Annotated in this window: 25 protein-coding genes; 12 read left to right on the top strand and 13 right to left on the bottom strand. The window is 58.0% G+C overall.

The genetic code is table 11. The annotated features are described in order from the left end of the window. Positions 1-2: 2 nt before the first annotated feature. The 7 genes from ACR0EK_RS14275 to ACR0EK_RS14245 form a co-directional block, all read right to left on the bottom strand. On the bottom strand, positions 3-1,448 hold the full coding sequence (locus ACR0EK_RS14275) for a TadA family conjugal transfer-associated ATPase (RefSeq protein WP_267363024.1): 1,446 nt from the start codon (positions 1,446-1,448) through the stop codon (positions 3-5). A 23-nt stretch (positions 1,449-1,471) separates the two neighbouring features. Next, complete coding sequence (locus tag ACR0EK_RS14270; protein ID WP_480773932.1) at positions 1,472-2,707, bottom strand: CpaE/TadZ family protein; 1,236 nt, start codon at positions 2,705-2,707, stop codon at positions 1,472-1,474. Between the two features lie 221 nt (positions 2,708-2,928). Then, complete coding sequence (locus ACR0EK_RS14265; RefSeq protein WP_480484368.1) at positions 2,929-3,552, bottom strand: OmpA family protein; 624 nt, start codon at positions 3,550-3,552, stop codon at positions 2,929-2,931. Positions 3,553-3,569: 17 nt separating this feature from the next. Continuing rightward, positions 3,570-4,943, bottom strand: coding sequence for a type II and III secretion system protein family protein (locus ACR0EK_RS14260; RefSeq protein ID WP_480773931.1), 1,374 nt, complete (start codon positions 4,941-4,943; stop codon positions 3,570-3,572). A 193-nt stretch (positions 4,944-5,136) separates the two neighbouring features. Beyond that, positions 5,137-6,015 (bottom strand): Flp pilus assembly protein CpaB, encoded by an 879-nt coding sequence (gene cpaB / locus ACR0EK_RS14255; protein ID WP_480484370.1) that lies wholly within the window; start codon positions 6,013-6,015, stop codon positions 5,137-5,139. 291 nt (positions 6,016-6,306) lie between these two features. Continuing rightward, positions 6,307-6,534, bottom strand: a complete 228-nt coding sequence (locus ACR0EK_RS14250; RefSeq protein ID WP_480484371.1) for a hypothetical protein — start codon at positions 6,532-6,534, stop codon at positions 6,307-6,309. A gap of 301 nt (positions 6,535-6,835) precedes the next feature. Then, the gene (locus ACR0EK_RS14245; protein WP_480484372.1) at positions 6,836-7,072 is read right to left on the bottom strand and encodes a Flp family type IVb pilin; all 237 of its coding nucleotides are present in this window, start codon (positions 7,070-7,072) and stop codon (positions 6,836-6,838) included. A 353-nt stretch (positions 7,073-7,425) separates the two neighbouring features. On the opposite strand from ACR0EK_RS14245, the gene ACR0EK_RS14240 reads away from it, so the two are divergent. Continuing rightward, on the top strand, positions 7,426-8,292 hold the full coding sequence (locus ACR0EK_RS14240) for a lytic transglycosylase domain-containing protein (RefSeq protein ID WP_480488501.1): 867 nt from the start codon (positions 7,426-7,428) through the stop codon (positions 8,290-8,292). 38 nt (positions 8,293-8,330) lie between these two features. Here the strand turns inward: ACR0EK_RS14240 and ACR0EK_RS14235 are convergent, their stop codons facing one another. From ACR0EK_RS14235 to tldD, 6 genes are all read right to left on the bottom strand, one after another. Further along, positions 8,331-8,957 carry a CoA transferase subunit B gene (locus ACR0EK_RS14235; protein WP_209505577.1) on the bottom strand — a complete coding sequence of 209 codons (627 nt, stop codon included), beginning with the start codon at positions 8,955-8,957 and terminating at the stop codon, positions 8,331-8,333. Beyond that, positions 8,957-9,661, bottom strand: coding sequence for a CoA transferase subunit A (locus ACR0EK_RS14230; protein WP_209505579.1), 705 nt, complete (start codon positions 9,659-9,661; stop codon positions 8,957-8,959). The genes ACR0EK_RS14235 and ACR0EK_RS14230 overlap by 1 nt, the downstream gene beginning before the upstream one ends. Before the next feature lie 112 nt (positions 9,662-9,773). Continuing rightward, the gene (locus tag ACR0EK_RS14225; RefSeq protein WP_480539575.1) at positions 9,774-10,301 is read right to left on the bottom strand and encodes a superoxide dismutase family protein; all 528 of its coding nucleotides are present in this window, start codon (positions 10,299-10,301) and stop codon (positions 9,774-9,776) included. 123 nt (positions 10,302-10,424) lie between these two features. Next, positions 10,425-13,052, bottom strand: a complete 2,628-nt coding sequence (gene topA, locus ACR0EK_RS14220; protein ID WP_480900304.1) for a type I DNA topoisomerase — start codon at positions 13,050-13,052, stop codon at positions 10,425-10,427. A 180-nt stretch (positions 13,053-13,232) separates the two neighbouring features. Further along, complete coding sequence (gene dprA / locus ACR0EK_RS14215) at positions 13,233-14,360, bottom strand: DNA-processing protein DprA (RefSeq protein ID WP_480967884.1); 1,128 nt, start codon at positions 14,358-14,360, stop codon at positions 13,233-13,235. Between the two features lie 239 nt (positions 14,361-14,599). Beyond that, positions 14,600-16,021: a metalloprotease TldD gene (gene tldD, locus ACR0EK_RS14210; protein ID WP_480967883.1), complete on the bottom strand. Its 1,422-nt coding sequence runs from the start codon at positions 16,019-16,021 to the stop codon at positions 14,600-14,602. A gap of 176 nt (positions 16,022-16,197) precedes the next feature. On the opposite strand from tldD, the gene coxB reads away from it, so the two are divergent. From coxB to ACR0EK_RS14155, 11 genes are all read left to right on the top strand, one after another. Then, positions 16,198-17,109 carry a cytochrome c oxidase subunit II gene (gene coxB / locus ACR0EK_RS14205; protein ID WP_480473697.1) on the top strand — a complete coding sequence of 304 codons (912 nt, stop codon included), beginning with the start codon at positions 16,198-16,200 and terminating at the stop codon, positions 17,107-17,109. An 88-nt stretch (positions 17,110-17,197) separates the two neighbouring features. Further along, positions 17,198-18,148, top strand: a complete 951-nt coding sequence (gene cyoE / locus ACR0EK_RS14200) for a heme o synthase (protein ID WP_480967882.1) — start codon at positions 17,198-17,200, stop codon at positions 18,146-18,148. Beyond that, a complete protein-coding gene (locus tag ACR0EK_RS14195; RefSeq protein WP_267363054.1) occupies positions 18,145-18,306 on the top strand; it encodes a hypothetical protein in 162 nt (53 codons plus the stop codon). Before cyoE ends, ACR0EK_RS14195 begins: the two co-directional genes overlap by 4 nt. Beyond that, a complete protein-coding gene (locus ACR0EK_RS14190) occupies positions 18,306-18,881 on the top strand; it encodes a cytochrome c oxidase assembly protein (RefSeq protein WP_480586161.1) in 576 nt (191 codons plus the stop codon). The genes ACR0EK_RS14195 and ACR0EK_RS14190 overlap by 1 nt, the downstream gene beginning before the upstream one ends. 22 nt (positions 18,882-18,903) lie before the next feature. Beyond that, entirely contained in the window at positions 18,904-19,719 is an 816-nt protein-coding gene (locus ACR0EK_RS14185; protein WP_209505605.1) for a cytochrome c oxidase subunit 3, read from the top strand. Between the two features lie 156 nt (positions 19,720-19,875). Continuing rightward, positions 19,876-20,553, top strand: coding sequence for an SURF1 family protein (locus ACR0EK_RS14180; RefSeq protein WP_480539568.1), 678 nt, complete (start codon positions 19,876-19,878; stop codon positions 20,551-20,553). Further along, positions 20,550-21,938, top strand: coding sequence for a threonine synthase (thrC, locus tag ACR0EK_RS14175; protein ID WP_480900299.1), 1,389 nt, complete (start codon positions 20,550-20,552; stop codon positions 21,936-21,938). Before ACR0EK_RS14180 ends, thrC begins: the two co-directional genes overlap by 4 nt. After that, entirely contained in the window at positions 21,935-23,197 is a 1,263-nt protein-coding gene (locus ACR0EK_RS14170; RefSeq protein WP_480967881.1) for a M16 family metallopeptidase, read from the top strand. Before thrC ends, ACR0EK_RS14170 begins: the two co-directional genes overlap by 4 nt. Continuing rightward, on the top strand, positions 23,197-23,781 hold the full coding sequence (locus ACR0EK_RS14165) for a GNAT family N-acetyltransferase (protein WP_267363063.1): 585 nt from the start codon (positions 23,197-23,199) through the stop codon (positions 23,779-23,781). Before ACR0EK_RS14170 ends, ACR0EK_RS14165 begins: the two co-directional genes overlap by 1 nt. A gap of 103 nt (positions 23,782-23,884) precedes the next feature. Further along, positions 23,885-24,703 (top strand): MBL fold metallo-hydrolase, encoded by an 819-nt coding sequence (locus tag ACR0EK_RS14160; RefSeq protein ID WP_480900294.1) that lies wholly within the window; start codon positions 23,885-23,887, stop codon positions 24,701-24,703. A 38-nt stretch (positions 24,704-24,741) separates the two neighbouring features. Then, positions 24,742-26,157, top strand: coding sequence for an FAD-binding oxidoreductase (locus ACR0EK_RS14155; protein WP_480900292.1), 1,416 nt, complete (start codon positions 24,742-24,744; stop codon positions 26,155-26,157). The last annotated feature ends 17 nt before the right edge of the window (positions 26,158-26,174 follow it).

Genomic DNA, 26,174 nt, shown 5'->3' with positions numbered 1-26,174 from the left:
TCCTACATTGTGGTTGGGTCGTAGATGGATGCGGGCAGATCAAACCCCCACAGACGGAAGCGTTCCGAATAGTGGCTGCGCACACCAGTTGCCGTAAAGTGACCGATGATCTTGTTGTCAGGTGTCAGGCCAACACGTTGAAAACGAAAGATTTCTTGCATTGAAATCACGTCACCTTCCATACCGGTAATCTCGGTGATCGAGGTCATGCGGCGCGAACCGTCCTGCAATCGGCTGGCCTGAACGATCAGGTTCACAGCGCTTGCGATCTGGCTGCGGACGGCCTTAATGGGCATTTCGATGCCGGCCATCGCGATCATGTTTTCCAGACGTGAAATCCCATCCCGGGCCGAGTTCGCGTGGATCGTGGTCATCGAACCGTCGTGGCCAGTGTTCATGGCCTGCAACATATCGATCACCTCGGCGCCGCGTGTCTCGCCGACGATGATGCGGTCAGGTCGCATACGCAAGGCGTTCTTCAGACAGTCGCGCGGACTGACCTCACCTTTGCCTTCCACGTTGGGCGGTCGGCTTTCCATCCGGCCCACATGCGTCTGTTGCAGCTGAAGTTCCGCTGTATCCTCGATGGTCAGGATGCGTTCGGCATCGTCGATAAAGCTGGACAGAGCGTTGAGCGTAGTCGTTTTACCGGAACCGGTACCGCCCGACACGATAACGTTCAGTCGGGTCGACACGGCAGCTTGCAAATAGGCAGCCATTTCCTCGGTGAACGCACCAAAATTGACCAGATCATCGATACCCAGCTTGTCTTTTTTGAATTTACGAATCGAAACCAGAGACCCATCAACCGCGATAGGGGGCACCATGGCGTTGAATCGCGATCCATCGGCCAGTCGGGCGTCAACATAGGGGTTGGATTCATCGACACGACGGCCTACCGCGGACACGATCTTATCGATGATCCGCATCAGGTGCTTTTCATCCTTGAAGGTGATGTCGCTGATTTCCAGCTTACCGGCACGTTCGACGAAAATCTGATGCGGTCCGTTGACCAGAATATCGTTGACCGTATCGTCCTGCAGAAGCGTCTCAAGCGGGCCAAGGCCTGTTACTTCGTCATAAAGTTCTTTGTTCAGCTGCGATCGGTCGTCGCGATTCAGAACGATGTTCCTGGTTTCCAGAACTTCGCTGGCGATTGCGCTGATTTCGGCTCGTAGCTCCGCTTCGGCGGCAGTTTCCAAAGCTGCCAGGTTCAGGTTCTCCAGCAACTCGCGGTGAAGTTCGATCTTGATCTCACTCAGCCGCTCTTTGCGTTTTCGATCACGATCTGCCCCGGCAACCTCGGCCGTTTTTTTCTGAGGTTTGCGTACGACGGCCGTTGCAGCGGGGCTGGGGGCAGCTTGTGCGGCAGGTGCCGCCGTTTCGACCGGCTGCGCTGCCGCTTTGACGGGCTGCGCTGCTGGCTGTTTTTTATATCTTGAAAACACGGCGATCCCCCCTTGGGATGATGTTACGCAGCTTCAGCGCTGCTGCTGCCAAGGCTGTGAAGTGATTTGGCGAGCTTCGCGATTTCCCGGCGAAGCGGGTTCTTGGCGGCTGAATTGGCCAGCGGCAAACCATGGTCGCCACTTTGCATGACAGGTTTGCCCCCATCAGGCAGCAGCAGATCAATAGAGATGCCAAGGCTTTCCCCCATACGTTTCACGCGGCTTTTTCCATTCAGGTCGGTGAATTTTGGGGCCCGGTTCAGCGCAAAGCGCAGCTTGTTGAAGGGCAGTTCTTCGGCCTGCAACGCGCGCTTGAGGCGCAGGGCGTTCTGAGCCGAGCGCATATCAAGCTCGATCATTGCAAAATATACATGCGCCGCCTGCAAGACCGTTTCCGACCACAAGACCAGCGTTTTGGGCATATCCACAACCACATAGTCGAAATGCGTGCGCGCCACGTCAATCACGCGCTGGATGTCTTCGGGGGTAATCAGGTCCAATGGCACCATGTCGGATGGTGCAGTCAGGACCTGCAGTTTTTCTTCATAAGTTTGAAGAGCTTGTGAGAAAACCTCGCTGTCCATCGAATCCGTATCCGACAGCATTTCGAACACCGTCTCGCGGCGTGCCAGGTCCAGATAGGTTGAAACCGTGCCGTATTGCAGATCCAAATCGATCAGACAGACAGACGGGGCATCCTTGTCCGAGGCACAGGCCAGTTCCCAGGCCAGGTTTACCGCCAAAGTCGTGGATCCCACGCCACCAGCAAGTCCCTGAACGACGAACAACGCGCCTTCCTTTGATTCGCCACTTGCCAATGGAACAGCTGCGGCTTGCGCCATGACAACCGGATCGGGCTGCTTCATGCGTTCTACCGCTTCCTGCAATTCACCTTCCGGAAGCGGGTAGGGGACAAACTCGTCCGCACCCTTGCGCAGCAATTGGTGGAGCGAAGCAGGTGTGACGTCCTCTGCGATCAAGACGACCTTGATCTTCTTTTCCTTGGCCCGCGTGATGATTTCACCCATCAATGACAGGTTGTCTTCATCTTCCCCGTCGATTGCCAATGCAACGAATTCAAGTGCTTCGGCTTCTGGCTGGCTGAAAAAGGCCAGCGCTTCGGCAAAGCCCAGGTCGCCCCAGCGCTCGCCCAGAATGGTTTCCATGTCTTCAATCAGAAGGTCGAAATTCTGGACATCCCGGCTTATGGTGCAGGCCAGGATTGCAGAATTTTCGTCTTGCGGCGTTGCGCTGGTCATAAACACTATCCTCGTCGTGAGGGCTCAGCATGTCATATGAACGAATTCCGCCAGATTGATGTGCTGTCGCCCCAATACGGTCAAATTTGGCCGCAGGTCACCCTATTTTTCACAATGTTGCTTTGAAGTTGGGCAAGAATTGGGCGCAAAAGAACCAATTGTAGGGAAATGGGCGACGATGTCGCCCATTCTGCTTGTATTATCCACCAATGCCAGCGGCACTAGTTGGCCGTATCTGTTGTTGATACATCTTCGATCACGCTCTTCCACGTCGCACTTTCAACGTATTCGCGATAGATGATGTTGGCGTATTTGCCGTCCAGCAGCTGCGGGTGACGGTCAACAAAGCCAGAAACTTCCGTTACCGTCCGGCGGTTGCGGCGATCCCGATTCGGTGTCGCGATCAACGGCTGCGTTTTTCCAAAGGATACAACGGCTTCAAGACGTGAACGCGAGATTCCTTGCCGTTCAAGGAATGCGACTACTGCCTGTGCGCGGCGTAGACCAAGGCTCTTGTTGTAACTGGTTGATCCTACAGCATCTGTGTGTCCGTAAACCCGGAACCTGGCTTCGGGGAACTGTTTGATCCAGTCAGCCTGCTGCAACAGTATGCTTTGCGCTGATGCGTCCAGTTGCGAACTGTTGAAGGCAAAGTTCACTTGGCTGGGCACATCCGCGGCAAATCTGCGCCCAAGAATCTGAGCATAGGTCAACTCGCCGTTTTGAACCTGGATATTGTTCAATGTCGCGTTTCCAAAGGTTCCGGCATCGATCTCATATCCGACCTCGCGCGTACATGCGGCAACGGCGACCGTAAGACCCAGTGTGATGATCCACTTCTGCATTGGTCCTATCCTCCTGATCAATCTAGGACGTAGCCGTACGAGCTGCCAAAATTCTGTTTGGCAACTTCGGATGCTCCGCCGGCTCCGGGACGCTGTGTGCGAGCAACCCGACCATTCGCGAACAGGTCAAATTCGCTGGGTGGTTTGACACGATCGGTGGGAAGGGCTAGCGCCTCGCCACGCGTCGGCGTCACCAGATGCGCCGTTATGATGATGACAAGTTCACTTTGTTCGCGCTGATAGTCAGCGCTGCGGAACAAGGCGCCCAGAACCGGGACATCTCCCAGCCACGGCACTTGGTTGACCTGGTCAACAAAGTTGTCCTGAAGCAGCCCTGCGATGGCAAAGCTTTCCCCGTCGCGCAACTCTATAGTGGTCTTGGCTTCCCGCACGATAAAGCTGGGAACGGTGTCTCCATTGATCGTGAAGTTCGTGCTGGTGTCGATGCTCGAAACCGAGGTGCCCATTTCCAGATTGATCAGGTCGCCGTCCACAACCCGCGGGATGAAGTTCATATTCACACCGAAGGGTTTGTACTCGATTGCCACGACACCGTCGTCTTGCGGCACCGGAATCGGAACCTCACCGCCAGCCAGGAACGTTGCTTCCTGTCCGGACAGGGCCGAAAGGTTTGGTTCGGCAAGGTTGCGAACAAGGCCCTTCGACTCGAGGGCTTGCAGCAGCAAGTTGACCTGAGCTGATCCGACCCCGAAGCCAAACAACAACGTACCATTTTGCACGGTGACAGGGGGAACAAGGTTCTGCGGATTGAAGCCACCGACAAAATCAGTGCCCGCAACTGAAAGTGTTGAAGAAAGCTCTTTTGCGACTGAGCGATTCATCTCGGCAAAGCGTACTTTCAGCATCACTTGCTGCACGCCACCTACAGACATCAGGTTCGATACACGTTCGGGCGCGTAGCGTTCAGCCAATTCAAGTGCGCGGGCCAGTTTGGCGGCGCTTGAAACCGTGCCGGACAGTACGATGCCATCATTGGCGGTGCGCACTTCAATCTGCTCACTTGGCAGAATCTGACGCAGACGCTCTTTAAATTCGGTTACATCGGGCGAGACCCGGACACGTACGTTGGCAAGCAGATTTCCTGCGCCATCAAACAGTGTTAGCGTGGTCAGGCCAGGGGCCTTGCCCAAAACATAGATTGTGCGATCCGAAAGCGAAGAGATATCCGCAATGCCTGCGTTGGCAATGCTGAGCTCTGCAAACGGTTGTTCGCTTTCCACAACAATCGCGCGATTCATCGGAACTTCCAGCGTTTCCACTGTGCCCTTTTTCACCACGCGAAGGGTTTCAGCCCAAGCGGCATCGCCGACCGGGCTCATAACAAGCGACAACCCCAGCAGGGTTGCGCTGATCCAGGAACGTATTGTCATGTGACCTGCCTCTCCGATCACGCCTCGTTTTTTGGGTCTTATGCCCTATGTGCTAAGAGACTGCGCGAAATCCGAATTTATTGCAATAATCAATGGTTTCTGGAATTTTCCTTATGTGGAGAATTGGCAACAACAACAAGAAAAGAGCCGCATCTGAGATGCGGCTCCGATCTTGTAACACTCTGAATTGGCGTCAATTTGTACAGGGTATAGGCACGTTGACAATCTCTCCACCGCGTCTGATGCGCGTCGTGCAGACCTGTTCAACCTCTTCCTTCGGTTCCGGAGCGGCTGCCGTTATTCCAAGCAGTTTGCGCTGATCCACCTCGATTGCCGACGCAACAGAGTCATCCTGCACCCCAACAAGGGCCAGCGACAGCCGCCCGGTGTTCTGGGCCTGCGCGAGTGCTGCGACCTGTTCCGGCGTGGCTGCGACCGTGACTGTGCGTGCAATCGTTGCGCTTGCGACGTCCGAACCAGCGGTCTGGTCGACGGCGATCAGCTGAACGTTGGTTTCGATCAGTTTGGTGATGCCGCCAGAATTCCCTTCTACCGTCCCGCTTGACCCGGTCCAGTAGATGTCGACATTGTCGCCGGGGCGCAAGAAGCCTGAAACACCAGAGGCCACGTCCACGCTGATCGCAAAGGCGCGCATACCTTTTTCAAGACGAGAGGTCAGCCCGGCCGATTCGCCTGGCCGTGTGATCTTGACCTCCATAATCGCCTCGTCTTTTTCCATGGTCCTCAGAATATAACGCTCATTGGCGCCACTTTCGGGAAACAAGGCAGTGAGATCAGAGAACGTACCTTCGGGAATCGCGTTTTCCGGCCAGTCTACAGCGCGTACGTCTTCCTGCGTCAGGCGTTCACCGTATTTCAGAGGACGATTTGAAACGTAAACAGTTACCGTCGGGATGACATCGACTTTGGCATTGGCCAGCGCTTCTTCTGCCGCTTGTTTCTGCCGTGCCAGTTCGCTTTGATAAGCCGCAATATAGTTGCGCGCCATGTAAACGGCGCCCCCAGCCAGAGCAACGCCGACAATCAGGACAAGTCCGAATACCGCTCGCATACATGCACCTCTTTCTTATTTAGTCGGATACTAAGCGGCCAAAGGGCCACTTTGAAACAGCCCAAGTGTTAAATGTAAATTGTGTCGAAATGTGGGACAAAAATGTCTGCTTGTTAGATTCTGCGTCAGCTTTCGCACAATTCCGCAAAACAACTGCTGTCATCTCCCTGCGGCAGGCCAGACGAAGAACAACGAAACAAACGCCGCGCCCCAAAAGGTCGCCGCGTTTATTTGCCGACACGTTCACCAACAAGCTCAGGAAAGCTGGTGAATGTGAAAACTCGCTGCGGGTCAGTTGGTTCCCGCTGTTACAAGGCCACCGGGAGCGGTGTTCGAGCCGGTACTGACAACAGAGGAACTCATGGCTTGGTTGATGTTACCGCCGATACCATCAACACTTGATCTGATGACAAGGTAGGTCGCGCTTGACAGTCCGATGAGCACTGCGGTCAAAACCACCCAGTCAACGGTCACCGCTCCTGCTTCGTCCGATTTGAACCGATTAAGGAACTTTAGCATCTACTTATCTCCAATACGACAATTCAGTGTTTCCCGTAACGTCGCCTAATAGTGGTTCGTTCGGATGGCGGAAATCAGGCCAAAAGTTGATTTCGCTGGAAATATCCAAGATTCCAAACTTTTTCACGGGCTCTTTTGTGCGCAAAGACCTGCAAATTGGGCGTGATCAATTCGGTGGCGCTCGCGGCGTGGCGTGCGGGGTAGGACCGTCAAACTCTATTCTTAGAGATATTGAAAGACCTCTGAACGAAAAAAGCCGCGCCTGAATGGCGCGGCTTTAAAATCTTGCTCAAGCAGAAGCTTAGCTGCCGCTGTTGCTGCCTGCAGTTGTGATACCGCCGGTTGCGGTGTTGCTGCCGGTGCTCAGCGATGCGCCGTTCAGGGCCTGGTTCACGTCTGTTGCCAGGCCGGTCGCGCCAGCCGAGATCTGCTGGTATGCAACGGCTGCCAGGCCGATGACTGCTGCGGTCAGAACAACCCAGTCAACTGTTACTGCGCCGTCTTCGTCTTTGCGGAAGTTCTTGATGAACTTGATCATGTTACGTCCCTCCTAAAGGATCAAAAAGAGTTTAACAAACCTCGGCGTTCTTCAGAGCTTTCTCTCTCAGTCCGCTCATGTCCGTCTCGGTATGGATTAATGTTTGCCTGTTGTGCGTGGCAGGAATTGGGCCAAACACAGATTTTTTTTCGCGCGGCTTAACTTTTTAGTCACTAAATGCGTAAACCTTTGCAAATAAAAGGAAAAAAATTTCTTCGATTGGTGCGAAGTGCTCCGCAGCGGTGCAAATATACGCCAAATGAGGCGAAATTGCCCCAATTCGCTTTGTTTTTCTGGCCTTGGGCGAAGATTCGCGGTTCAAATCGCGTAAAAAGAATACATGAGGCAGGCACATGACTCTCCGGAACGCACTTCAATGCGCCGGTGTACTGGCGTTTCTACTATCTGGTGTCGCACCCGGGTCAGCGACCGAGGTTGAGCCGCGCGGAGTTTACAAGCGGATCAAGGCCCCCAAGCCGGGTGAGCGTCCTCGCGTGACCATTCAGATCACACCCGAGGAACACGCGGCCAAGCCCTCAGCCCCCAGCACAGGGGTGGAGCTGGTGGTTCCAGAAATCATAGCAAGAACCAAAGTGGTTCAGCCCACAGTGCCGGGAATCGGTGCCGCGCCTGACCCGAAAGGGTCGTACAAGGCATTCTGGGACCGCATTTCACCGCATATCGATGAAGGTGGGGCCGGGCGGCTTGATGCTGCGATTAACGCGCTGGCGGCGACGAATGTAAGATCACCCCGGCTGCAATCGCTGCAAAACATAGCAAAAGAACGCGGGATCGAGATTTTGCGGTCAACCGTGGGAACCAATGTGTCGCCAGCGCTGGTGCTGGCTGTCATTTCGGTTGAATCAGCCGGTCGCGCGGATGCCGTCAGTTCGGCCGGTGCACAGGGGCTTATGCAGTTGATGCCCGCCACAGCTGCCCGCTTTGGTGTTAAGGACAGTCTGCAACCCTCGCAGAACATCGCCGGGGGCGTGAAATACCTCAACTGGCTGATGGAAGAGTTCGGGAATGATCCGATTCTGGTTCTGGCCGGTTACAACGCGGGTGAGGGGGCTGTACGTAAACACAGCGGCGTGCCGCCTTATGCCGAAACCCGAGACTATGTCCCCAAGGTTCTGGCCGCTTTCCAGATCGCGCGGGCTTTGTGCGCGACACCGCCGGATCTGATTTCAGATGGGTGCGTGTTCCAGACCTCAAATTGAAAAAGGCCCGCCTAGATCCGGCGGGCCTTTTATTTTGTTCAGCCGACGATTGTCGCTTCGGTCGCAGCGCGCATTTCGTCTTCACTGACACCCTCTGCCAGTTCGACGATTCTCAATCCGCCCTCGACCACGTCCAGAACGCCCAGATTGGTGATGATGCGATCCACGACACCCTTGCCTGTCAGTGGCAGAGTGCATTCCTTCAGGACCTTGCTTTCACCGTGCTTGTTGGTGTGGTCCATAACCACGATCACGCGCCCAACGCCTGCAACCAGGTCCATGGCGCCGCCCATGCCTTTCACCAGCTTGCCGGGGATCATCCAGTTTGCCAGGTCACCTTTCTCATCCACTTCCATGGCTCCCAGAATCGCAGCAGCGATTTTGCCGCCCCGGATCATCGCAAAGGATGTGGCGCTGTCGAAATAGGCAGTGCGGGACAGTTCGGTGATCGTTTGTTTGCCCGCGTTGATCAGGTCCGGGTCTTCTTCGCCCTCATACGGGAAAGGGCCCATACCCAGCATTCCGTTTTCGGATTGCAGAGTGATGTCCTTGTCGCCCACATAGTTCGCCACCAGCGTCGGAATCCCGATGCCGAGGTTCACATACATGCCGTCTTCCAGTTCCTCTGCCGCGCGTGCGGCCATCTGATTGCGGTCCCAGGGCATTATGCATCCTCCTTCTTGCGGGTGGTGCGCTGTTCGATGCGCTTTTCGTGATCGCCCTGAATGATGCGATGCACATAGATGCCGGGCAGGTGGATTTTGTCCGGGTCCAGTGAGCCGCGCGGAACAATCTCTTCCACTTCGGCCACGCAGATCTTGCCGCAGGTGGCAGCGGGCACGTTAAAGTTGCGGGCAGTCTTGCGGAATACCAGATTGCCGGTGTCGTCAGCCTTCCAGGCCTTGACGATAGCCAGATCGGCAAAAATGCCTTCCTCAAGGATATAGGTCTCGCCGTTGAAATCCTTGTGCTCCTTGCCTTCCGCAATCACGGTGCCGACGCCCGTCTTGGTGTAGAAACCGGGAATACCGGCACCACCGGCGCGCATCCGTTCGGCCAGTGTTCCTTGCGGGTTGAATTCCAGTTCCAGCTCGCCGCTCAGATACTGACGCATGAATTCGGCGTTTTCGCCGACATACGAGCTGATCATCTTTTTGACCTGCTTGGTCTGCAACAGGATGCCGATACCGAAGTCGTCCACACCGGCGTTATTCGACGCAAAACTCAGGTCCTTGACGCCCGAATCCCGGATGGCAGCAAGCAACAGTTCGGGAATGCCGCACAGGCCAAACCCGCCCGCGGCAATCAGCATGCCATCCGTCAGCACCCCATCGAGTGCCTCGGCGGCATTGGCATAGACTTTCTTCATGGAAAACTCCCCCAATGACATGGTGATGGGCAGGTTTTGCCGCCACGTCATGGGGAAGTCAATGAAACCAGAAGGTTCAGGTATTTCTACGGTAGTTCAGCTGACAATAGTGTCAGTCGGCGATCAGGATCCCGCAGGCGATGCGCCCACCTGCACCGCCAATGGGCTGGCTCATGTGATCGTCGCCAGCTTCGTGGATGATGAAAGTTGATCCGTCCCCATCCAGCAATACATCTCCATCACCTTCAAGCGAAACAAGGTTTGTAAAGGCCTCCATCTCGCCCACGCCATCCTGTCCCACATATAGATTGGGCAGATCGCCGGGCTCGGGGCCTTCAGGGTTCAGCAGCCCATGTGCGCCTTCAACTTTGCCAACATGGCCTTGGGCCGTCTTGAACCCTTCGCCGGCCTCGCAGACACCATGGCTGTGCAGGTGCAACCCATGTTTTCCCGGCGGCAGGTCTGTGACGCGCACGTGCAGCAGAACACCATTGGGCCCTTGCGTCGCCTTCGCCTGACCAATGACGTCGCCTTGCGCGTTGATGATTTCGGCTGTGGCGGACTTGACGTGATGCGCGGCATGGCCCTGCGTGGCAGCCGCAACGCTTATCGCCGCAACAAGAATGGCGGTTCTGAACATGTCTCAACTCCTTTACTGAACAACGCAATCCTGTATCGCGTCAGTCCATAAACACGCGGGCCGGTTCCTTTATTCAGAAACCGGCCCGCGTGTTTGGTGACATGTCCCGGTCAAAAGTCCGGTTTATTCAGCCGCTTTCTTTGCTGTCTTCTTGGCGGCAGCCTTCTTTTTGGGTGCAGCCTTTTTCTTGGTGCCCTTCTTGGATGCGCGCTCATTGACCAGTTCGATGGCCATTTCCTGCGTCACGTCTTCGGGCTTGATGTCTTTCGGGATGGTCGCGTTGACCTTTTCCCACTTCACATATGGCCCGTACCGTCCGTCCAGAACCTGCATCGCGCCGCCATCGGGATGCTCGCCCAGGTCTTTCAAAGCTTTTGCCGCTGCGCGCCCGCGCCCACCGGGATTGGCTCGTTTTTCCGCCAAAAGCTCTACGGCGCGGTTCATACCGATCTCGAACACATCGTTTGGGTCTTTGAGGTTGGCATAGACCGGCTTGGCTTCATCGGCCAAGTGATGCATCAGATAGGGGCCAAAACGCCCGAAGTTCGAGGTGATCATGCCGCCTTCGGGGTGCTCACCGATCTGGCGCGGCAGGGACAGAAGCGTCAGCGCCTTGTCCAGATCCATGTCATCCTTGCTCCAGCCGCGTGGAAGCGAGGCGCGCGGAGGCTTCTTGTTCTCGGGCGTGGGTTCGCCTCGCTGGACATACGGCCCAAATCGGCCGGACTTCAGCCAGATCTCATCCCCGGCGTCTTCGCCCAGCAATTGTTCGTCGCCTTCCGCGCCTTCACCGGCGATAGGCCGCGTATAAGTGCACTCCGGGTAGTTTCCGCAGCCCACGAACCCGCCGGTGCGTGAGGTTTTCAGGTGCAATTGTCCCAACCCGCATTTCGGGCAGATGCGCGGGTCGGACCCGTCTTCACGCGGGGGGTAAAGCTGTGGCGCCAATGCCTCGTCCAGCTTGTCCAGCACTTCCGATATGCGCAGTTCGGATGTTTCACCAATCGCTGCTGAGAAATCACGCCAGAACTTGCCCAGCAGATCCTTGTAGTCACGATCACCGGCGCTGACGTCATCCAGTTGCTCTTCCAGATTCGCGGTGAACTCGTATCCAACGTATTGACGGAAAAAGTTCAGCAGAAAGATGGTGACGATCCGGCCCTTTTCCTCGGGGATCAGCCGGTTCTTGTCTTTGCGCACATATTCGCGGTCCTGAATCGTGGTCACGATTGAGGCATAGGTCGAAGGACGTCCGATCCCCAACTCCTCCATCCGCTTGACCAAAGTGGCCTCGGTATAGCGCGGGGGCGGTTGCGTGTGATGCTGCAACGCCAGAACGGCTTCGTTATCGGCCATGATTGCGGCTTTGTCCGACTCGCTGGTGGCCTTGGCAAACTGATCACGCAACGTAGTTTTAGAAAAGTGCGCGGGGTCGCCTTGCATGATCTGTGGCAGGCGCTTTTCGTCATCATCGGCGACATCATCGCGGCCTTCCTCATAGACGCGCATGAACCCGTCGAACAATACTACCTGACCGGTGGCACGCAGGCCGACCTGACCGTCGTCACTGCCAATCTCGACCGTTGTGCGCTCCAATCGTGCTGCTGCCATCTGGCAGGAAATGGTCCGTTTCCAGATCAGATCATAAAGCTTGCGCTGATCTTCATCCGTGACCTTCAGCGCCTTGGCATCGCGCGTCATATCCGTGGGGCGGATACATTCGTGTGCTTCCTGCGCGTTCTTGGCCTTGTTCTTGTACATACGCGGGCTGTCCGGCACATATTCTGCACCGTACCGATCCGCGATGGTGTCGCGCGTTGCCGTCACGGCCTCGGGTGCCATGTCGATCCCGTCGGTTCGCATATAGGTAATGTATCCGGCCTCGTAGAGGCGCTGCGCAACCTGCATTGCATGGCGCGCGCCCATGCCGAATTTGCGGCTGGCCTCCTGTTGCAGGGTCGAGGTCATGAACGGCGCGCTTGGATTGCGCGCGGCGGGCTTGGCTTCGACCGAAGTCACACGCAGTGCGCGGCTGGTGACGGCCTGAACCGCCAGTTCAGCTTGTGTCGCGTTGACCAGATCGTGCTTGTCCAGTTTCTTGCCTGCCAACGTGACCAGCCGCGCCTCATAGGTCTGACCACGCGGTGTCTCGAACAGGGCCCGAACCGACCAATACTCGATTGGCTTGAACGCTTCGATCTCCATCTCGCGCTCGACGATCAGACGCAGACAGACCGATTGCACCCGACCTGCGGATTTTGCACCGGGCAGTTTGCGCCACAGAACCGGTGACAGGTTGAAGCCAACAAGGTAGTCCAAGGCGCGGCGTGCCAGATACGCTTCGACCAGGGGCATATCGACGTCGCGCGGGTTCTTCATCGCCTCGGTCACCGCTTCTTTGGTGATGGCGTTGAAGGTCACCCGGCTAACCGGTGTGTCTTTCTTGATCGAGCGGCGCTTGGTCAGCGCTTCCTGCAAATGCCAGCTGATTGCCTCACCCTCACGATCAGGGTCGGTGGCGAGGATCAGCGCGTTGTCTTCTTTCAGCGCGTCGGCGATGGCCTTTACATGTTTGCGGCTGTCATTGCCCACTTCCCATGTCATGGAAAATCCATGGTCCGGATCGACCGATCCGTCCTTTGGCGGCAGGTCCCGCACATGGCCGTAAGAGGCCAGAACGGTGTAGTCAGGGCCGAGATATTTATTGATTGTTTTTGCTTTGGCCGGAGATTCTACAACAACTACGGGCATTTAAGGGGAAACCTCGCTCGACGAATTTGGCGCCTTTTATGGTGGTGCAAAATGTGTGGGGCAAGCGGGGATTGTCAATGCGTTCCTTTGGCAGGCGGAAAAGCGACGTGATTTCAGCGTGATACCCGCACCTGATAGCAGGCAGAGCGTTCGATTGGGCAATCTTGTTTTCCGTCCAAATCAGCCTGCCAGAGACAACAGCCCGCCCGGCTGTCGCTGGATTCGTCCGTCCAGTTCAAGGTCGACCAGCGCTGGCCCCAGATCCCCGGCCGAGGCCGCAATATCGCGCAGCAACTGGTCTTCGGCGATAGGGGAAGGTCCCAACCGCTCAAGGATTTGCGCCTGCAAGTCCAGTACGGCAGGCCGTGGCTGCATGGCGGGCGGCAGCTCGGGATTTGCAAAGACCAGATCGCCTTGCTGCGGCAGGGCTTCGACAACGTCGTCTGCCGAACGGACCAGCGTCGCACCGTCCCGAATCAAAAGGTTGCACCCGGCAGCGCGGGCGTCGAACGGATGGCCGGGCACGGCCAGAACCTCGCGCCCCTGATCCAGGGCGTCACGCGCTGTGATCAGGCTGCCGGATTTCGCGGCGGCCTCGACCACCACAACAGCTTGGGCCAGGCCCGAGATGATCCGGTTGCGGCGTGGAAAATGCCTTGCCTGAGGTGTCACGCCCATTGGCTGTTCCGACAGCCGCAGTCCCTTGGTTGCAATATTATGCGCCAGTTCCGTGTTCTCGGCCGGGTAAATGACATCAACACCACCCGCCATGACCGCAACTGTGCCGGTGTCCAGCGACGCCATATGCGCCGCCGTATCAATACCGCGCGCCAGACCCGAAACAATCACATGTCCCTTTTCGCCCAAGGCGCGCGCCAGACCACGCGCCATCCGCGCGCCCAACGAGGAACAGTTGCGCGCGCCCACCATCGCAATCGCCGGTTTCTGCAACAGCGACACATCCCCGATGGCCCAAAGCAGAGGCGGGGCATCGGATAGGTCGTTCAATGCGTCGGGGAAATCCGCGGACCCAAGGCACAAAAGCCGCGCTTTGGCGGCTTCTGCGGCCCTGAGTTCCGCCTCGATCACGCCGGGGGGGCAGGTTTCATACCCTTCTATTCCGGCGGCGCGTGCCATTTCAGGCAGCGCGGCCAGCGCGTTCTGCGCCGAGCCATGTTCACGCAGCAGCCGACGAAACGTCGCCGGGCCGACCTTGCGCGAGCGCAACAGGTGAAGCCACGAAAACCGGTCCTCTTCCGTGGTGGGTGGGAGTGGGGGGTGATTGGAAGAAAGCTGCTCTTCGGTCATCCGTTGCTCCGCCTGATTGCAGAACTGGTTTACGGGACAGGGGGTTAACAGCCTCTGAATCGCAGATAATTAGCAGCGATTTATCTGTATTTCTCGGGGAATGCACAGGTTAAGTATCTGAAAATAAATAAAAGAATATTTTCCAACCGGCGCTCAAATCAATAGCGTCGGTTGGAATGCCGTCGAATCAAAGTGGCGTATGGTTAACCCTGCGCCTGCCGTTGCGCTTCTCTTCCGACTCAGGCTGCCGACCCGCCGACAGTCAGCCCGTCCATCAGCACTGTCGGTTGACCCACACCCACGGGCACCCATTGACCGTCTTTGCCGCAGGTGCCCATACCCGGATCCAAAGCCATATCATAGCCAAGGCCGCGGATACGTTTCAACGCCGAAGGCCCGTCGCCGATCAGCGTGGCCCCTTTGACAGGCGCTCCGATCTTGCCGTTTTCGACCCGATACGCCTCGGTACACGAGAAAACGAACTTGCCGTTGGTGATGTCGACCTGGCCGCCTCCGAATCCAACCGCCCAGATGCCGTCTTTAATATCTGCCACCAAAGCTGCCGGATCAGCGTCGCCCCCCAACATGATCGTATTGGTCATGCGGGGCATTGGCTTGTGCGCATAGCTTTGCCGCCGCCCGTTGCCCGTGGGCGCAAAGCCCATCAGCCGGGCGTTTTGCCGATCCTGCATGTAGCCGGTCAGGATGCCGTCCTCGATCAGCACGGTGCGTGAGCTGGGCGTGCCCTCATCATCCACAGTGATCGAGCCGCGACGGTCGGCAATCGTGCCGTCATCCACCACGGTCACGCCCTTGGATGCAATCTGTTGCCCCATCAGCCCGGCGAAGGCCGAGCTTCCCTTGCGGTTGAAATCGCCCTCTAGCCCGTGACCGATGGCTTCGTGCAGCAAAATACCGGGCCAGCCGGGGCCAAGTGCAACCTCCATCACGCCGGCAGGCGCGGGAACCGCGTCCAGATTGACCAACGCGATGCGCAGGGCTTCGCGCGCCTTGGCCTGCCAGTCGGCCGGGTCGATCAGCCCGCTCAGGCCAACCCGCCCGCCGCCACCGGCCGATCCGCTTTCGCGCCGCCCGTCCTGTTCAACAATGACCGAGACATTCACGCGCGTCATGGGGCGCACGTCACGCACCATCACACCATCGGGTCGCAGAATTTCCACCTCCTGCACGGCGGCTGCGATCATTGCGCTAACCTGAACCACCCGCGGATCCAGGTCGCGGGCAAAGGCGTCAATCTCCCGCAGGGTTTCGATTTTCACCGGGAAGGCGGCAGATTCGATTGGGTCTTCGTCCGTGTACAGGCGCGTATTCGTGGGCCGGGGGGCTTCGGCGAGCGTTCCGCCTCCATCGCCAACCGCCAGTCGCGCGGTCTCGGCAGCACGTTTCAGCGCGGCAATCGATACATCAGTCGAATGCGCGTACCCGGCCACTTCGCCCTGAACGGCGCGCAGGCCAAACCCCTCGGATGCGTCATAAGACGCGGTGCGCAGACGCCCGTCGTCAAACACCAGAGATTCGGATTTCCGACGCTCGACAAACAGCTCTCCATCCTCGGCCCCGTCCGTTGCCGAACGCAATATGGCCAGTGCTTCATCTTGCGGCAGGGCGCTCTCAAAGGGGCGAAACGGGGCTTCAGGCATGGGTAGCGACCTTTCGGGTTTGATCCAGATCAAAAATAGCGTCTGTTTGACGCAAGCATTTTGCTTTATCTACCCGCTGGAATATGGTTTTTAACGCGGCCAAAGACAACGGGAGAGGTGCGACCGATTCACACCTTTCCGTCAGGGACGCAAAGATCAAACGATCAGGACAGAACATGAAGAATGCTTTGATGCTTTCAGGGTTTATGACAGCCCTCTCCAGCCTACCCGCCATGGCTCAGGAGCTTGAGATTATTGGCAAGCCGGTAGACGGCGGCATGGGCTTTCAGCCCGCGGCCACCAGCCTTGCCACAGGAATCCAGAAGCTGGACAGCATGATTCTTGTGATCATCACCGCGGTCTGTCTGCTGGTTGCAGCTTTGCTGGTCTATTGCATCGTGCGCTACAATCAGCGCGCAAATCCGACCCCGGCACGTTTCTCGCACTATACCCCTGTTGAAATCGCCTGGACCCTGGGTCCGATCTTGATTCTGGTGTTTATTGGCGCGTTCTCGTTGCCAGTTCTTTTCAAACAGCAGGAAATCCCGGAAGGTGACATCACCATCAAAGTCGTCGGCAACCAGTGGTACTGGACCTACGAATATGTTGATCACGATTTCGCATTCGACAGCTATCTGCTGGGCCATCCGGCGACCCTGGACGAGGGCGCACGCCCCGCAGATGCGGATGTAACGCCGTTTGTTCTGGATGACGCAATGCGCGCCAAGCTGATCGATGCAGGCTACAGCGATGATGAATGGCTGCTGGCCACGGACACCGCAGTAGTCGTTCCGGTCGGCAAGGTCATCGTGATGCAGGTGACTGCATCCGACGTGATCCACTCGTGGACCATCCCGGCCTTTGGCGTAAAGCAGGACGGTGTGCCCGGACGTCTGGCCGAGCTGTGGTTTCAGGCCGACAAGGAAGGCATCTATTTTGGTCAGTGTTCGGAACTGTGTGGCAAGGACCACGCCTATATGCCGATTACCGTCAAGGTCGTAAGCCAGGAAGTCTATGACGAATGGCTGCAGGGCGCGATCGAAGAATACGCGGGCCTGCCGCAAAGCTATCAGGTCGCCTCGAACTGAGCGCGATAGGGGCGGGTTGAACCCCGTCTGACACAAAACTCAGACTGCGCGGGCGATCCGCGCAGTTTTCGCCCCAAAAGGACCGGAAATGACCGACGCAAGCATCAATGCCAGCACAGTGACCGCCCGGGCGGACGAGGCCGGCTTTGGCGATTACTTCGCCCTGCTGAAGCCGCGCGTGATGTCGCTGGTCGTGTTCACGGCATTGGTCGGTTTGTTGGCGGCGCCTGTTCCTGTCCATCCCTTCGTCGGTTTTTGCGCCATCCTGTTCATCGCTATCGGCGGCGGAGCATCAGGCGCGCTGAACATGTGGTGGGACGCGGATATCGACCGTGTCATGAAGCGCACCAAATCCCGCCCGATCCCTTCTGGCAAGGTCGAGGAAGGCGAGGCGCTGGCCGTTGGTCTGGCTCTGTCGGGTCTGTCGGTGATCATGCTGGGCCTTGCGACCAACTGGTTCGCAGGCGCGTTTCTGGCCTTCACCATCTTCTTCTATGTGGTCGTCTACACGATGTGGCTGAAGCGTTCGACGCCGCAGAACATCGTGATCGGTGGCGCAGCTGGCGCGTTCCCTCCGGTGATTGGCTGGGTGGCCGCCACGGGATCGATGTCGGTCGAGCCTTGGCTGATGTTTGCCCTGACCTTCATGTGGACGCCGCCGCATTTCTGGGCGCTGGCCCTGTTCATGCGCTCGGACTATGACGACGCGGGCGTGCCGATGCTGACCGTCACCCACGGTCGCCGCGCGACACGTATCCATATCCTGGTCTATACAGCTCTGCTGGCTCTGCTGGCCGTTGGAACTGCGTTTTCGGGTATTGGCGGCCCGATCTATCTGACTGTTGCACTGGTTCTGAACATCCTGTTCCTGCGGGGCGCGTGGAAAATCTCGCGCCGGACCGAGGATGATTCCGAGGCAGATAACTTCAAGGTCGAGCGCGGTTTCTTCAAGCTGTCGCTGCTGTATCTGTTCCTGCATTTCGGTGCCGTTCTGGCCGAAGCCCTGCTGAAACCCTATGGTCTGGGGGGATGGTCATGAGCCTTCGCAAGGACCACGAGCTGCATCAGCGCCGGTTCAGCCGCAATCTGGGTGTCGGCCTGACGCTGGCCGCCTTTATCGTGATCATCTTTGGCCTGACCATCGTCAAGGTCTCGGGCACTGATTTCAACAGGGCGACGCAAGAGGTTCAGAACTGATGGCGTTGTCCGGTCCTCAGAAAACGGTTGTCCAGACCGTTGGCGTGGTTGTCCTGATGGGCAGTCTGGCCTGGGCGTCGGTGCCGTTCTACAACTGGTTCTGCCGGGTGACCGGATTTGGCGGCACCACCGGTGTTGCCGAAACCGCCCCCGATACCATTCTGGATCGCACCGTTACCATCCGCTTTGACGCGTCCAAGGCCAAGGATATGGAATGGGAATTCAAGCCGGTCGTGCGCGAGATGGATGTGCGCATCGGCGAAACCGGTCTCGCGTTTTACGAGGCCTTTAATCCGACCGACCGCCCCATTGCCGGGCAGGCGTCTTACAACGTGGCGCCCTATTCTGCGGGTGGGTATTTCCAGAAGATTGCCTGTTTCTGCTTTGAAGAGCAGGTGCTGCAACCCGGCGAACGCGTTGAGATGCCGGTGACTTTCTTCGTCGACCCGGAAATGGTCGAGGATCTTGAAGCCAAGTATGTTCATACGATCACGCTGTCGTATACATTCTACGAAATTGACCTGCCCGAGGGCTATGCCGCCCTCGATGCGCAGGCAGATACAAACACGAACTAACGCCTGTAGGTGAGGGACGCTGATGGCACACGCTAAAAACCACGATTACCACATTCTGGCCCCGTCGATCTGGCCTCTGATCGGCGCCGTCGGCGGCTTTGTCATGCTGTTCGGAGCCGTTCTCTGGATGCAAGGCATCACGCCCTTCATGTTCTGGGCCGGTCTGGCAGCTGTGCTTTACACGATGTTCGCCTGGTGGTCGGATGTGGTTGCGGAAAGCCGTCAGGGTGATCACACGCCTGTTGTCCGCATCGGTCTGCGTTACGGCTTCATCCTGTTTGTCATGTCCGAGGTGATGTTCTTCTTCGCCTGGTTCTGGTCGTTCTTCAAACATCGCATGTACCCGATGTACGACTATGCTGGCACCGAATACATTCAGCCGGATATTCATGCGGTTGACCCGTTCCACCTGCCGCTGATCAACACTCTGGTCCTGTTACTGTCAGGCTGTGCGATCACCTGGGCGCACCATGCGCTGGTGCATGACAACGACCGCAAGGCGCTGATCAATGGTCTGGCCATTGGCATCGTGCTGGGCATCGCCTTTACCTTCCTTCAGGGCTATGAATACGCCGAACTGCTCAAGCATGAAGGCTGGGAATTCGGCGGCGACCAGTTCTATTCCAACTTCTTCATGGCAACGGGTTTCCACGGCGCACATGTGATCATCGGGACAATCTTCCTGACCGTCTGCCTGATCCGCGCGCTTAAGGGTGACTTCACCCCCGAAAAACACGTCGGTTTTGAGGCCGCCGCTTGGTACTGGCACTTCGTCGACGTGGTCTGGCTGTTCTTGTTCTTTGCCGTCTACATCTGGGGCCAGGCTCCGCTGATGTAACGCCGGTCAGGCTGATCAGTTGCAAAAGCCGCCCCAAGGGGCGGCTTTTTCTCTATGTGGGGCGCAAGATTGCGCCCCATACAATTGCGTGGTTGCAATTCAGCCCGCGCGCCCCTTAACAAGACGCCGGTTCCTGCAAAGAAGTTTGGTCCTGACATGCGCCGTATCCTGTTCCTGCTGATCTTCGGCCTCGCTGGTTTGGGCGTGCTGTTGTGGTTGGGTTTTTGGCAGGTGGATCGCTTGGCAGAGAAAGAAGGCCAACTCGCCGATATCGAAAGTCGTATCTCTGCCGAAGCGGTTTCTCTACCCCAGCAAGTTTTCGAAGACGAAGACAAATATCTGCCCGTAGCAATCAAAGGAGAGATGGTGCCGGGGGAAATCCATGTTCTGGTTTCTGTCAAGCAGGTGGGGGCGGGGTACCGGATCATTCAGGCTTTCAACACCGAAGATCGCACTATTCTAGTTGATCGGGGTTTTGTCCCGACAACTGCGAAGCAGACCGAACGTCTGACCGGTCCGATGGAGATCACCGGCAATCTGCACTGGCCAGATGAAATCGACAGTTACACGCCCGCACCTGATCTCGACGCCAACATCTGGTTCGCCCGCGATGTGCCCGCGCTTGCGGGTGCACTGGGCGCGGAACCGGTTCTGCTGATCGCCCGTTCGCAAACCGATCCGAATGTGACGCCGCTGCCGGTGGACACGGCGGGCATACCAAACGATCACCTGCAATATGCAATAACCTGGTTTGGTCTGGCTCTGGTCTGGGCCGCGATGACCGGATACTTCCTGTGGCGCAGCCGTGCCAATTCTGAAAGTGACGCGACATGAAATATATCTCGACCCGCGGGCAGGCGCCCGAATTGACGTTTGAAGAGGCGATGTTGACCGGACTTGCCCGCGACGGTGGCCTGTATCTGCCCGCCGAAATCCCGGTGATGTCGCAGGACGAGATCTCGGCGCTGGCCGGATTACCCTATGAAGAAATCGCATTCCGCGTGATGTGGCCCTATGTCAGCGGCTCATTCGCCGAGGCTGAGTTCAAGGCGATCATCGCCCGCGCTTATGAAGGTTTCGGCCACGATGCCCGCGCGCCATTGAAGCAGCTGAACGAGAACCACTTCCTGCTGGAACTGTTCCACGGCCCCACACTGGCCTTCAAGGACTTTGCCATGCAGCTGATCGGCCAGTTGTTCCAGGTGGCGCTGAAACGCCGTGGTGACCGTGTGACCATCGTCGGCGCGACCAGCGGGGATACCGGTTCAGCCGCGATCGAGGCGTTCCGCGGGCTGGACGCGGTGGATGTGTTCATCCTGTTCCCGCATGGCCGCGTGTCCGAAGTGCAGCGCCGCCAGATGACCACGCCTGCGGACAGCAATGTGCATGCTCTGGCCGTTGATGGTGATTTTGACGATTGTCAGGCTGCGCTGAAAGACATGTTCAACGATTTCGACTTCCGCGACGGCGTGAAACTGGCGGGTGTGAACTCGATCAACTTTGCCCGCGTCTTGGCGCAGATCGTTTATTACTTCTCGGCTGCCGTCAGCCTTGGTGCGCCGCACCGCAAGGTCAGCTTCACGGTGCCAACCGGCAACTTTGGCGACATCTTCGCGGGCTATCTGGCCAAGCGAATGGGGCTGCCGATTGATCGCCTAGTGGTGGCGACCAACCAGAACGACATTCTGCATCGCTGCCTCTCGGGTGAGGGGTATTTCAAGGGCGAAACCATCCCCTCGATCAGCCCGTCGATGGACATTCAGGTCAGCTCGAATTTCGAACGCGCGCTCTATTATGCCTATGGCGAAGACGGCGGGGCCATCGCACAATTGATGGATGAGCTGAAACAGGGTGGCTTCAATATCAGCCAGGGCGCGATGAAAGCGCTGCGTGAGAATTTCGATTCGGGCCGTGTGTCCGAAGAGGAAACGCTGGCCACGATCAAATCCACGCTGGCGCACAGCGCCGAACTGGTCTGCCCGCACACCGCCGTGGGCATCAAGGTCGCAGAAGAACACCGCGCGGCAGACGTTCCGATGATCACGCTGGCCACCGCGCACCCGGCGAAATTCCCGGCCGCGGTCGAGAAGGCGAGCGGCGAACATCCGCCTCTTCCCTCCCGCATGTCTGATCTGTATGAACGTCCGGAACGGGTGACCCGCATCGCCAATGATCTGGGTGCCCTTGAGGATCATATAAAAAGGCACATCGCTGAGTGACTGTCAGACAAGACCAACTGAAGAACGGGTTTCGTATCGTCAGTGAACATATGCCGGGGCTGCAATCTGCGGCCATCGGCATCTGGGTAACCGCCGGTGGGCGGCATGAGCGGATCGAGCAGAACGGCATCGCGCATTTCCTTGAACATATGGCGTTCAAGGGAACCGAGCGCCGTTCGGCCTTGCAAATTGCCGAGGCGATCGAGGATGTGGGCGGCTATATCAACGCCTATACCTCGCGCGAGGTGACAGCCTATTACGCACGCGTTCTGAAGGACGACGTGGCGCTGGCGATGGATGTCATCGGCGACATCGTTCTGAACCCGGTTTTCGATCCGCGCGAGATCGAGGTCGAGCGGGGCGTGATCCTTCAGGAAATCGGTCAGGCCCATGACACGCCCGACGATGTGATCTTTGACTGGCTGCAAGAGCAGAGCTATCACGACCAGCCTCTGGGCCGGACGATCCTGGGCCCGTCCGAGCGGGTGAGTGCCTTTTCGCGAGAAGACCTGTCGGGCTTTGTGATCGAACATTATGGCCCCGAACAGATGATCCTGTCCGCAGCAGGTGCTGTGGATCACGATATGCTGATGAAACTGGCCGAAGAGATGTTTGGCCATCTGCAATCCCGCAAGGGTCTGATCCCCGAGATCGCACGCTTTACCGGCGGCGAAGCCCGACAGGTAAAAGAGCTGGAACAGGCACATTTCGCCCTGGCGCTTGAAAGCCCAGGCTATCGCGATGACGCGATCTATACGGCGCAGATCTATTCGACCGCATTGGGCGGTGGCATGTCCTCGCGCCTGTTTCAGGAGGTGCGCGAAACACGTGGGCTTTGCTACACGATCTTCGCGCAGACCGGTGCCTATGCCGATACCGGAACAACCACGATCTATGCCGGGACCTCGGCCAATCAGGTGGCCGAACTGGCGACAATCACCATCGATGAGATGAAGCGCGCCGCCGAGGACATGAACCCCGAAGAGGTCGCCCGTGCCCGCGCCCAGATGAAGGCCGGGATGCTGATGGGGTTGGAAAGCCCGTCGAATCGGGCCGAGCGTCTGGCGCGGCTGGTGCAGATCTGGGGACGGGTGCCCTCGCTGGAAGACACGGTCGCCAAGATCGATGCGGTCAGCACCGAAGACGTGCGCGCCTTTGCCGAAACCATGGCCGTTCAGGCCCCGGCGGCGCTGGCGCTTTACGGACCGGTCGCAGACGCACCGACATTGGCGGACTTGCAGGAGAGGCGTGCAGCGTGATGCTGTTGGGCAGACGCAAGTTGAAACTCGAGACCGCGCGGCTTAGCTTGCGTCCGCCTGTACATTCCGATTTCAACGATTGGGCGGCGTTGCGTCGCGCCTCAAAAAATTATCTGACCCCGTGGGAGCCGATCTGGGCCAAGGATCACCTGAGCCGCAAATCCTTTACCAATCGGGTCTACTGGGCTCAGCGCTCGGTCGCGAGTGGCACAGCAATCCCGCTGTTCCTGTTTCGCCGTGAAGACAATGTGTTGGTCGGGGCGATCACACTGGACAATATCCGGCGCGGTCCTGCGCAGGCCGGAACCCTGGGTTACTGGACGGGTGAATCCTTTGCCCGTCAGGGATACATGCGCGAAGCGATTGGCGCGATGGTACATCACGCCTTTACCCGTCTGGATCTGAGCCGGATCGAAGCCGCGTGTCTGCCGGAAAACCGGGCGTCGCGCGGTTTGCTGGAAAGCTCGGGCTTCAAATATGAAGGCGTGGCGCAGTCTTATCTACAGATCAACGGGCGATGGCGGACGCATGTTCTCTATGCCAGCCTGCGGTCCGACCGGCGTGGCAAGACGGACGCGGGCTAGGGGGGCTCTGCCCCCGTCGCGGCAAGCCGCGCCTCCCCCGGGATATCTTTGGCCAGATGAACAAGGGGCATGACTTGGTGGCGATCTGCGCTACACTTCGGGTATGCGCTGGTTGGTTGCAGCATTGATGGTGATTTCGGGCGGGGCCGTGGCGCAGGAGCGGCGGCCGAGCCATTGTATCGCCATCGCCGACGCGGCGCCGGGGATCGAATATCTGCACAAAGCCGCGTGGCAGGACCCGGTACCGGAGTTTTCGGTGCGCATCAGCTATGTCGCGCATGCCGCCTTTATGATCCAGACCCGTGGCGGGTTGAATGTGGTGACCGATTTTACCGGGTTCATCGGGGGTGCCGATCTGATTCCCGATGTGGTGACGATGAACCATGCCCATGACACCCATTGGACGGCGCATCCCGACCCGGCGATCCCGCATGTCCTGCCGGGATGGGGAGAGTTCGGGCAGGGGATCGAACATCATCTGGATCTGGGCGAGATGCTGATACGCAATGTCCCAACCGATATCCGCTCGGCCTATGGCGGAGTTGAGGAACGCGGCAATTCTATCTTCGTGTTCGAGGTCGAAGGGCTGTGTATCGGCCATCTGGGACATTTGCATCATGTACCGTCAGACGAACAGTTTGCTGCGCTGGGTCGGTTGGATGTGGTCATGGCCGCCGTCGATGGCGGAACAACCATGCCCTTGCCCGACATGATCTCGGTTCTCAAGCGGCTGAAAAGCTCGGTGATCATTCCGATGCACTGGTTCTCGGAGTTTTCGCTGGATCGCTTCCTCGTGGATATCCGGGATGAGTTCCCGGTTGAACGTGACGGCGTGTCCGAGATCACCGTCTCTCTGCGTGACTTGCCGGACCGTCCAACGGTTGTCGTGCTGGAGCCGCGTTATCTGATTGATCTGGAATAAGGCTTGCCGTGGTGGGATCGGTTGGGCATTGAAAGCGTATGAGTCTGAACCCCGCTGATGACCGCATTGCCACGCTGATCCGCTCGAAACTGGGCGATCAGGTGTTGCGCCCGGTGGCCGACCGGTATCTGGAAGAGCCGCGCGGGCGATTTGCCGGACAGGCTGGCCTGCTGGCCTTGCCCCGCACAACCGAGGAGGTCTCGGTACTGGTGCAGGTGGCGTGCGGGGAGCGCGTTCCGGTGGTGCCTTATGGCGGCGGAACCGGTCTGGTCGGGGGGCAGGTGATGCCGCACGGGCCAGCGCCCCTTGTGATTTCGCTGGAACGGATGACAGCCATCCGGTCCGTCTATTCCACTGAAAATGTGCTGATTGCCGAGGCCGGCGCCATTTTGCAGGATGTCCAAGCCGCGGCCGAAGCGCAAGACCGCCTGTTTCCCTTGACGCTGGCGGCGCAGGGATCCTGTCGGATCGGGGGCAACCTCTCCACCAATGCCGGGGGCGTCAACGTCTTGCGCTATGGCAATGCGCGCGACCTGTGCCTTGGGCTCGAGGTCGTTCTGCCCAATGGTCAAATCTGGCAGGGTCTCAGCCGGTTGCGAAAGGACAACACAGGCTATGACCTGCGCAATCTGCTGATCGGGGCCGAGGGCACGCTGGGGATCATCACTGCAGCTGCGCTCAAACTGTTTCCCCGGCCTGCCGCGATCGGGACGGCAATGTTTCAAGTAGCGTCACCCGAGGCTGCCATTTCCCTGCTGGCCCAGGCGCGTGATCGCGTGGGCGAGGCTGTCAGCACTTTCGAACTGATCCACCGGCAGGGGCTGAAGTTCTTGTCCGAGGTTCTGCCGGATGTCCGGCAACCGTTTGAAACACCGCCAGAGTGGAGCGTTCTGATCGAATTGGGGCTGGCCACGGGGCAGTCTCCGTCCGACGCGCTGGAGGATATCTTTGTCCACGCGCAAGCGCTTGGGCTGGTGCAGGATGGCGTGATTGCACAAAGCGAGGCGCAGCGTGATGAGTTGTGGGCCGTGCGCGAGCGTATCCCCGAGGCCAACCGCCTGATCGGCTCGGTGTCGAGCCATGATATCTCGATCCCGATCTCAGAAATTCCGGAATTTGTGCGCCAAGGGGAAAAGTTGGTTTCCGGTCTCGGGCAGTTCCGGATCAATTGCTTTGGCCATCTCGGGGATGGCAATCTGCACTACAACGTCTTTCCCCCCAAGGGGCAGCGCCGCGCGGAATTTGAGGGTCAGAGCGCCGTGGTCAAGCGGGCCGTGCATGATTTGGTCCATGCCTTTGATGGTTCGGTCAGCGCGGAACACGGCGTGGGCCGCATGAAAACGGACGATCTGGACCGCTATGGCGATCCGGTAAAGCTGGATGCAATGCGGACCATCAAGGCGGCGCTGGACCCCTTTGGCATCATGAATCCCGGCGCGGTGCTGAAGGCGTGAACCCGGCTCTGACTCTT

It is taken from the genome of Ruegeria sp. AE4 (assembly GCF_056542185.1).
The sequence above is the reverse complement of the archived record's forward strand: the minus strand, read 5'-3'. Positions and strand labels throughout refer to the sequence as shown.